This is a genomic window from Microcystis sp. M165S2 (assembly GCF_020245885.1).
Taxonomy (GTDB): domain Bacteria; phylum Cyanobacteriota; class Cyanobacteriia; order Cyanobacteriales; family Microcystaceae; genus Microcystis.
Genome location: NZ_JADBTZ010000228.1, coordinates 1 through 8,772, shown reverse-complemented (window position 1 = coordinate 8,772; position 8,772 = coordinate 1). Strand labels below are relative to the sequence as shown.

General features: G+C 42.1%; 13 protein-coding genes and 1 pseudogene. 10 read left to right on the top strand and 4 right to left on the bottom strand.

The features are described 5' to 3' along the window. Positions 1-138: 138 nt before the first annotated feature. The 3 genes and pseudogenes from IM479_RS11710 to IM479_RS11700 all read left to right on the top strand — a co-directional run. Positions 139-363, top strand: a pseudogene (locus IM479_RS11710) (transposase); the annotation flags it as partial. 248 nt (positions 364-611) lie between these two features. Further along, positions 612-770, top strand: a complete 159-nt coding sequence (locus tag IM479_RS11705; protein ID WP_287684377.1) for a hypothetical protein — start codon at positions 612-614, stop codon at positions 768-770. Continuing rightward, a complete protein-coding gene (locus tag IM479_RS11700; RefSeq protein WP_287684378.1) occupies positions 770-1,702 on the top strand; it encodes a DNA adenine methylase in 933 nt (310 codons plus the stop codon). Before IM479_RS11705 ends, IM479_RS11700 begins: the two co-directional genes overlap by 1 nt. 35 nt (positions 1,703-1,737) lie before the next feature. On the opposite strand, the gene IM479_RS11695 is transcribed toward IM479_RS11700, so the two are convergent. Beyond that, positions 1,738-2,037 (bottom strand): hypothetical protein, encoded by a 300-nt coding sequence (locus IM479_RS11695; protein WP_287684380.1) that lies wholly within the window; start codon positions 2,035-2,037, stop codon positions 1,738-1,740. A 402-nt stretch (positions 2,038-2,439) separates the two neighbouring features. On the opposite strand from IM479_RS11695, the gene psbX reads away from it, so the two are divergent. Further along, the gene (psbX, locus tag IM479_RS11690) at positions 2,440-2,559 is read left to right on the top strand and encodes a photosystem II reaction center X protein (RefSeq protein ID WP_002733679.1); all 120 of its coding nucleotides are present in this window, start codon (positions 2,440-2,442) and stop codon (positions 2,557-2,559) included. A gap of 43 nt (positions 2,560-2,602) precedes the next feature. On the opposite strand, the gene IM479_RS11685 is transcribed toward psbX, so the two are convergent. After that, complete coding sequence (locus IM479_RS11685; protein ID WP_286825205.1) at positions 2,603-3,250, bottom strand: ComF family protein; 648 nt, start codon at positions 3,248-3,250, stop codon at positions 2,603-2,605. Then, a complete protein-coding gene (locus IM479_RS11680) occupies positions 3,219-3,518 on the bottom strand; it encodes a DUF1816 domain-containing protein (protein ID WP_287079968.1) in 300 nt (99 codons plus the stop codon). Before IM479_RS11680 ends, IM479_RS11685 begins: the two co-directional genes overlap by 32 nt. 255 nt (positions 3,519-3,773) lie before the next feature. Between IM479_RS11680 and IM479_RS11675 the strand changes: the two genes are divergently transcribed. The 5 genes from IM479_RS11675 to IM479_RS11655 all read left to right on the top strand — a co-directional run bounded on the left by IM479_RS11675 (position 3,774) and on the right by IM479_RS11655 (position 7,245). Beyond that, positions 3,774-4,133, top strand: a complete 360-nt coding sequence (locus IM479_RS11675; protein WP_002760795.1) for a ferredoxin thioredoxin reductase catalytic beta subunit — start codon at positions 3,774-3,776, stop codon at positions 4,131-4,133. A 9-nt stretch (positions 4,134-4,142) separates the two neighbouring features. Next, positions 4,143-4,568 carry a DUF309 domain-containing protein gene (locus IM479_RS11670; RefSeq protein WP_061432732.1) on the top strand — a complete coding sequence of 142 codons (426 nt, stop codon included), beginning with the start codon at positions 4,143-4,145 and terminating at the stop codon, positions 4,566-4,568. Between the two features lie 153 nt (positions 4,569-4,721). Further along, positions 4,722-5,222 carry an LptA/OstA family protein gene (locus IM479_RS11665; RefSeq protein WP_287684381.1) on the top strand — a complete coding sequence of 167 codons (501 nt, stop codon included), beginning with the start codon at positions 4,722-4,724 and terminating at the stop codon, positions 5,220-5,222. Positions 5,223-5,313: 91 nt separating this feature from the next. Continuing rightward, on the top strand, positions 5,314-6,042 hold the full coding sequence (gene lptB / locus IM479_RS11660) for an LPS export ABC transporter ATP-binding protein (RefSeq protein ID WP_002797884.1): 729 nt from the start codon (positions 5,314-5,316) through the stop codon (positions 6,040-6,042). Between the two features lie 33 nt (positions 6,043-6,075). After that, positions 6,076-7,245, top strand: coding sequence for an LptF/LptG family permease (locus IM479_RS11655; RefSeq protein WP_287684382.1), 1,170 nt, complete (start codon positions 6,076-6,078; stop codon positions 7,243-7,245). Between the two features lie 36 nt (positions 7,246-7,281). Here the strand turns inward: IM479_RS11655 and rsmI are convergent, their stop codons facing one another. Further along, positions 7,282-8,121 (bottom strand): 16S rRNA (cytidine(1402)-2'-O)-methyltransferase, encoded by an 840-nt coding sequence (rsmI, locus tag IM479_RS11650; protein WP_287684383.1) that lies wholly within the window; start codon positions 8,119-8,121, stop codon positions 7,282-7,284. 302 nt (positions 8,122-8,423) lie between these two features. Between rsmI and IM479_RS11645 the strand changes: the two genes are divergently transcribed. Further along, on the top strand, positions 8,424-8,540 hold the full coding sequence (locus IM479_RS11645) for a photosystem II reaction center protein I (protein WP_002732356.1): 117 nt from the start codon (positions 8,424-8,426) through the stop codon (positions 8,538-8,540). Positions 8,541-8,772: the final 232 nt, after the last annotated feature.

Genomic DNA, 8,772 nt, shown 5'->3' with positions numbered 1-8,772 from the left:
TCAGTCTGTAGAGCGACCATAAGACCAGAACAGAGTAAATCTGTTAAGGCAGGTGCGGAACCCCGCAAGGGAAAGAAGCAGAAACCTAAATCGTGAGGTTTGGGAATCACCGTCCGTTTACGGCGGTGAGGATGTCAATATACTCCTAAACACGGTAGTTGGTTGAATATGGCTGAAATTGAGTTCAGTGTTTTAAATAGACAATGCCTCAACCGACGTATTTCTTCCAAAGAGACTTTAATCCAAGAAGTAGAGGCTTGGGAACAACAAAGAAATCAAACGTCTTCTCCTGTTGATTGGCAGTTTACTACCGAAGATGCTCCCATCAAATTAACCCAATTATATCCGTCAATTTTAACTTGACAGACCACTACTTAGGGTTTGCGGCAAAAAGTCTTTTAGTGGGGCCAGGGTGTGGGGTGTAGGGTGTGGAGTGTGGGGTTTTACCAGTTTTGAGGTGGCCAATTACCTAATTTTCAGGGAAAAAGTACCTGAATTTTCCCCCCGATCACTCCTATGTCAGGCACTTTTTGAGGTCAAAAAAGTCCAAAAGTGTTATCCGACAAGGTTTTAGATTTATTCAGCAGACCACTACTTACCTGACAACAGATATGGCCAAACAAGTAGATTCCTCTCGTCCTTATACCAATCTTAAAAGTTATCTTGAATATAAACAAAGAGGTAGTGATGCCCTTAAACTTCGTGAAGATGAAATAATTAATTTATCATCAGACTATCAAGAGATTAATGTTGATGGGGAGAGTTTTTAGTGAAGTTAACGCCACTTGTGCCCCCGATTAAGTGTCAAGGAATTAAAACTAAATTGGTGAAAGATGTTAAAAATATTGTGTCTGATCTGAGCTTTGGGCGTTGGATAGAACCTTTTTCTGGATCGGGAGTGGTGGCTTTTAATATTAATCCCAAAAAGGCTTTACTTGCGGACACAAATACTCATATTATCCAGTTTTATAATAATCTAAAAAGTCAAGTTATTACCAGTAAAACTGTTAAGCTTTTTTTGCAAGAAAATGGTCAAGTTCTTAAGGAGCAGGGAGAAAGTTATTATTATCAAGTACGAGAAAGATTTAATCAAGCTCCTAATTCTCTAGATTTTTTATTTCTCAATCGCTCCTGTTTTAATGGCGTGATGAGATTCAATCGCAGAGGTCAATTTAACGTACCTTACTGTCATAAATCAGAACGATTTTCCCAAGCATATATTACCAAAATAGTCAATCAAGTTATTGCCATAGAAAATATTCTGATTAAAACTGATTATACTTTTCAAGTTGCTGACTTTCGAGAGACTTTATCTGATTGGCAAAAAACAGATTTGCTCTACCTCGATCCTCCTTATTTGGGGAGACACGTCGATTATTTTAACTCTTGGTCTGAAGAGGATGAAGATTGTTTGGTGACTATTTTAAAGGATATTTCTTGTCGGTTTATTTTGTCCACTTGGCACAGTAATCAGTTTAGAAGCAATCCTTTAATTAAAAAAAATTGGAGTGCTGATAAGTTTTATATCTATACTAAACAGCATTTTTATCATGTTGGTTCCACAGAAAAATTACGTCATCCGATCACCGAAGCGCTCATTACTAACTTTAACATTTCCTTGTTGCCAGAGCGAGGAACTGATTTGCAACAACTGTCATTATTCCCATCGACAGCAGAAAATGAGGGAGTGAGAACAGTCTAGAAGATGCCTAGTTGCTAATTCTCACTCCTTACTGTTTATCCTTGGCTTTGGCGCAGATGTTCGTTAATTTGGCGTTTACGCTTTTCTTGGGGGTTAGTGCTAGTAATTTCGCCAAAATCTTCACTACTCATGGAAAGATGGGACATTATCTTTCTTTTGCGCTCTTTAGCAGTTAATTCCGGTGAAGTAGTCACTGGAGGCGGCGCTGCCACCGGCTGCGCTGCCAGCGGGGGAGTTTCCACAATTGGCAGCGGTTTTTTGGGAATATAGTCAGCACCACTGGTGCTTCTGGAGAGATGATCGAGAATGCGCCGTTTGCGATCGTCAGTAGCCATAAAAATCTTTGCCAGTCTAGTGTGAACTTTTGTAACTATCACCTATTGTCAAACATCCCTATCACCTTGAGAAGTCAAGGGAGATTTTATTTTCAGCGATTGAAGACATAAGTAGTCGTGCAAAATTAATTTCCTAGTTGAGACAGGAGACTCCGAGACAGGAGACAGGATACGGGAGACGGGATACAGCTATTAGGGATCGGATTTGAGTTTTCAGTTCTCTGTTTGCTCACCACCGCAGAAGTCTGACGGAGTAGTGGCTTAGATGTGTAATTAATTGTGCTTAGATACTTATAAAACTTGCGATCGCATTTATCTGGCCGTGGAACTGGGGGTCTTCTCGCCCAAGGTGATAAGATAAAAAACTAAGTCTTTGAAAATATGACAAAGGATTTATCTATCATGACACCCTCTTTAGCTAACTTTCTCTGGAGCCTTGTTTTAGGTGCGGTTATCGTCCTGATTCCTGCCACTATCGGTTTGATTTTCATTAGTCAATACGACAAGATCAAACGGACTTAATTTAATCTAACTCTAAATGCCCAGACCGATCCGTCTGGGCATTTTAGCTAATTTTGGAACTGGCAAGAGCGATCGCACCGACTACCCGATATCCCTCCGTTTGTAAAACCTGCACAGCTTCCTCGATCGTGGTTCCCGTGGTATAAATATCATCAATTAAGAGAATCGGCACTGATTTCGGTAAATTTTTCCCCAGTTGAAAAGCCGCTTGCATCGTCTTTTTTCTCTCCTCGGCTGCCAGACTAAATAAGGCTGCCGTGTTCTTAATCCGAATTAATCCGCGACTAGCCAGAGGATAACCGGTTAAACGACAAAAACCCTCGCCAATAGCTTCTGCTTGATTAAAACCCCTTTCCTTTAACCTTTCTGGGTGGAGAGGGATAGGAATCACCGTCAAGCGTTTATCGGTGAGGGGAGGACGAAGCAGCCAAGTTTCCCCCATGCAACTGCCTAGCAAAGAGCCGAGAGCGGGATGGCGATCGTATTTCATTTTAGCGATCGCCTGTTTTAATTTACCTTCATAGCGTCCCCAGATAAACAGGGGAATAGAACCACGCCAGAGAAAAAGCGGGTTATTCTGACGATAGGACTGTAATTGTCGCCCACAATCACGGCAAAGCTCTCGCTCGCTCTGCCGTTGACAAAGAGGACAGGGAGACTTAAGAAATAAAGCGAGAAAAGGTTCGAGCATGGGAAGCAAAAGTTTTAGCTAGATCCTGATTTCCGTCGTCAAAAACGGTCAAATAATGGGGATTACTCCGCTCGATCGAAAGACTGATTCCTTGCGCTCCTTCGGACTCTAGATCTTGTAGATAACCCCCCTGATGCTGTTGTGCTTCCTCAAAAGAAGCAAAGGGACCAAAATAGTAAATACAGTGGGGGGAAAGGGAGGTAATTTTCAGCCACCAAGGGGTATTATCGTCAGAAATTTTCTTTGTCTCCAAGAAAGATAAAATCATGTTCTGGTAGTGATAGGGTACAGGGATTGCGGGAATCAAGGATAGGTTTTGAGGAACTTTGCCCCCATAATTCCCATTTGCTGGCCAAAAAATACAGCTTTTGGCCAAAGAGAGTCTTTTTATCGTATTAGAGTAACAAGGGGATCGGTCGCAAAATCGAAAGAGATTCTAAAAATTCCCCTCAGCCAAGGGGAAGCGGATCGAGATAGGATAGTAAAAAGTTTTTTTTTAGAAAGCTAAGGGGATCAGATAACTATGAGCCAGATCACAGACACAGATAAGAGTCTTGAGGCGATGAAGAATTTTGCCGAACAGTACGCTAGACGTACAAATACTTACTTCTGTAGCGATCTCTCGGTGACAGCCGTAGTAATTGAGGGATTAGCGCGTCATAAGGACGAATTAGGCGCTCCTTTATGTCCCTGTCGTCACTACGAAGACAAAGAAGCGGAGGTAAAAAATACTTTCTGGAATTGTCCCTGTGTACCGATGCGGGAACGGAAAGAATGTCACTGTATGCTATTTATTACCCCCGATAACGAGTTTGCCGGGGAAGAACAGATAATTTCCCTCGACTATATCCAAGAAGTCCGCGAATCGATGAAGGGGCATTAGTTTAGGGTAATGACAGCCACCGCTTTTGGCCAAGGAATCGACGAATTTAATCGCCAGCAATTCTATGCTTGTCATGATACCCTAGAGGCTTTGTGGATGGAGTCCGCAGAGCCAGAAAAAACCTTTTATCAAGGCATTTTGCAGATTGCTGTCGCTTGTTACCATCTAGAAAATAATAACTGGCGCGGAGCGGTAATCCTTTTGGGAGAAGGGGTGAGACGTTTACAACACTATCAACCCGATTATGAGGGGATCAACGTGACGCACTTGGTCGGGGAGAGTTTGGATCTATTAAACTTTTTACAGAATCTCGATCCCCAAGCTTTACCGGCAGTGCTAGAAGCGATGAAAAGCAATCAGGAACATCCTCACCCCCACCTCGATCGATCTATATGTTCTCTGCCGAAAATCCTCAAAAGTCATCCTGTCCTCTAAAAAGCTAGATTAGTTAGTCAATACAATTACATCTAAGTAGGTGGGTGTTAAAAATTGTCAGCACCCCCCTTATTAAGGGGGGATTAAGGGGGGATCAAAGACAAAATCTATCTTCAATTTAATTGAAACCATTTACTTATAGGCGACATTTCTATGAGAGCAAGATACACAAAAATCAGAGGATGGCTAGTTTCCCTCGTTTCTACTAGCTTAATCATGGGATTGGGCAATTCTCCCCTAGTCAAAGCACAGCAGAACATTGTACCCGGTAATGCCATGACAGTGCGATCGGATATTCAAGAGGCAAACTCAAAAACGGGGGTAATTACTGCGAGGGGTAACGTACAAGTGTTCTATCCTGCCCGCAAAATGCAGGCCACTTCCGCCCAAGCTCAGTATTTTAGCCGCGAACGTCGTTTAGTGATGACGGGTAACGTTTACGTTTTGCAGGAAGGCAACAGTATCCGCGCCGAAACGATGACTTATCTAGTCGATGAGGGCAGATTTATCGCTACTCCCCAAACCAGTCAGCAGGTGGAGTCAATTTATTTAGTCAAAGATAACGAAACTTCCCCCCAACCGGCTGCTTCTCCGACACCCGCACCCATACCTTCCCCTTCCCTCCCCGCTGCCCCAATTATTAACCCGCAGTGATTGGGAGTCAGTAGTCTCCGAGACAGAATTCAGGAGTCAGCTTTTTTTCTCCCCACTTCCCCACTTCCCCAACCCCCATCCCCCGATAAAGATGACTTTAGTATTAGAAAATATCCATAAATCCTACGGTAAAAGGCTCGTAGTTAACCGGGTGAGTATTACTGTGGCCCCGGGAGAAATTGTCGGGTTATTAGGACCAAATGGTGCGGGGAAAACCACAACTTTTTATATCGCCACGGGATTAATTAAACCGAATCAAGGGCGCGTTTGGCTCGATCAAAAAGAAATTACCAAATTACCCCTTAATCAAAGGGCGCGTCTGGGTATTGGCTATCTGACGCAGCAGGCCAGTATTTTTCGTTATTTAACTGTATCAGAAAATATTCAGTTAGCCCTAGAACAGTCGGGGGTTCCCTTTTCCCAACGGGCAAATCGTCTCTATGATTTATTAAAAGAATTTCGCCTCGATAAGATTGTTCGCACTAAAGGAGCCTACGTTTCCGGAGGAGAAAGAAGAAGGACGGAATTAGCTCGCGCTTTAGCGGTGGGAGTCAACGGACCAAGATTTTTATTATTAGATGAACCTTTCGCTGGGGTGGATCCGATCGCTGTGTCCGAGATTCAAGCGATGATCGCCGGTTTAAGGGATCGTCAGATGGGAATTTTAATTACTGATCACAATGTGCGAGAAACTTTGGCTATCACTAATCGGGCTTATATTATGCGCGAAGGGCAGATTTTAGCGGCGGGAAGTGGCGAAGAACTTTATAATAATCCTCTGGTGCGTCAGTATTATTTGGGTGATAATTTTTTCCGATAATTGTTATTAATAAAAAAATCGCTGCATTATATCATGAAAGTTAGCAATTGGCAAGGAAATTTAAGTAGAATACCCGGATTTAGCATCTTAGACCGCTATATTTTTGTCGAGTTATTATTGCCCTTTTTATTTGGTATGGGTTTATTCACTTCTTTGGGAGTGGCGATCGGTACTTTATTTGATTTAGTGCGACGGATTACTGAATCGGGTTTACCTTTTACTTTGGCCTTAAAAATTCTCTTATTAAAAATGCCAGAGTTTATCGTTTTAGCCTTTCCCATGTCGATACTTTTAGCGGCTTTAATGGCCTACAGTCGTTTAGCCAGTGATAGCGAATTAATTGCTTTGAAAAGTATTGGAATTAGTGTTTATCGCCTCATAATTCCCGCCATTGTGCTAAGTTTAATAGTGACGGGATTAACCTACGTTTTTAATGATTATGTGGCTCCAGCTGCCAGTTATGAAGCTAATGCTACCATGACCAAAGCTCTGCGACCAAATCGCAAATCTTTTATTGAAGATAATATTATTTATCCTGAATACGGCAAAGTGCGGCCACCGGATGGAGGGGAAGCGCAAACGGTATTAAGAAGGTTATTTTATGCTGAAAGATTTAACGGTCAAGAAATGCTAGGTTTAACCATTCTCGATCGCACCCAACCGGAAGTTAATCAAATTATTACCTCAGAATCAGCTTCTTGGAATATTGAAAAAAATATCTGGGATTTTTATAACGGCACAATTTATCTAATTGATCCTAAGGGTTCCTATCGTAATATTGTACGATTTCAACATCAACAATTAGCCCTACCTCGTACCCCTTTAGATTTAGCTTTTCGGGCGCGAGATGGTTCAGAAATGACCCTAAGACAAGCGCGGGAATACCTAGGAATACTGCAATTAAGCGGCAATCCTACCAAAATTAGAAAACTACAGGTTCAGATCGAGCAGAAAATATCTTTACCCTTTGTTTGTTTAGTTTTTGGGATGATTGGGGCAGCCTTGGGATTACGTCCGCAAAATGCTAATAAAGCCACCAGTTTCGGTATTTGTATCGTCCTAATTTTCTCCTATTATCTCCTATCTTTTGTCACCAGTTCCTTAGGCATTGGGGGAGTTTTAACCCCCTTGATGGCCGCTTGGTTGCCCAATATTTTAGGATTAACTGCCGGGGGAATTTTGTTACTTCAATCGGCTAAGTAATCGAGGGTTAGCGGTGGGAATAAAAATTGATAATCATCAAATTTCTAAGGCTAATTTGTATAAACGACTGCGGGACAAATTAGTAACTTGTGCTAATTGTCTGCTGGCTTGCGATCGATTAACTCCTCCTTCGATAATTTGTTTTAATTCCCGTTTTAATTCCTCGTCGGATAATTGGATAGTATCGAACCGATTGTTGCCCATAACTACGATAGTAAATTCCCCTTTAGGAGTTTTATTCGCCAGATATAAATTAATCGCCTCGGCGACAGTTCCTCGCCAAATTTCTTCGTAAAGCTTGGTTAATTCCCGACCTAAAACTATCTTTCTCGTTGGGCCGAAAGTTTCTCGTAAATCCTCCAAAGTCTTAATAAGTTTGTGAGGTGCTTCATAAAAAACCATCGTTCTCGTTTCAGTTTTTAAACTCTCTAAGTGTTCTTGTCTCAGCTTTTCCTTACCCGGAAGAAATCCTTCAAAACAGAATCTTTCCGTGGGTAATCCCGACACCGCTAAAGCAGTAATTACCGCCGTTACTCCGGGGATGGGAACCACTTCGATCTTAGCTTCTATACAAGCTTTAATTAACTCATAACCTGGGTCAGAAATCCCCGGCATTCCTGCATCAGTAACCAAAGCGATATCCTGACCTTGGCTGAGAATATTTAATAACTCATCGAGACGGGAAAGGCGATTATGTTCGTGGTAACTAATTTGAGGGGTTGGAATATCAAAATGCTGTAATAATTTCCCTGTGTGTCTGGTATCTTCGGCAGCAATTAGAGCGACTTTTTTGAGAGTTGCCAAGGCCCGCAAAGTCAGATCGTCTAAATTGCCGATCGGCGTTCCCACCACATACAATTTACCGAGATTATTCATAAATTGGCTAAAAATAGGCTATTTAGTCGTATTTTCAGTGATAAGTCAACAGTAACCAGTAAACAGTGAAAAGACAGCAGAAAACTGTCCTTTAATATTCTCTTCTCCCACTGATAACCGATCACTGATAAGACTGTCCACTAAAAACTCACATCTGATCACTGCTCACTGATAACTGATAACTGACGACTGATAACCGATCGCTTTTCTCTGTTCAGGGATCGCCCAAATAGGGTAAAGTAGGTCAAGGTATGCTCACCCCTGTTATTGAATTAATCTAGTCTAAGGAGAACGTCTTAGTAATGTTAACCCTAAAAATCGCCGTTTATATCGTTGTTTCCTTCTTTGTCTTACTTTTTATCTTTGGCTTCCTTTCTGGCGATCCTACCCGTAACCCCGGACGCAAAGACTTTGAGTAGAAGACAATTATCAAACTGGTTCTAGGGTAGAGGCACAGGGAACAAGTTATCGAACTTCCCCTGTCTCCCCAGAAATAATGATCATGGTAGTATCATCGGAAATTTTGGGTCTGAAACCCCGCCGTTCTAGGTTGGCTTTACGTTAGAATTAAAAGGCCAGTCTCGAAAACCAAGTGGACGGCGCAGCACCTTGAAAACTCGGCTTAGGGGGTTCCGACCAGAAAAGCTTGGC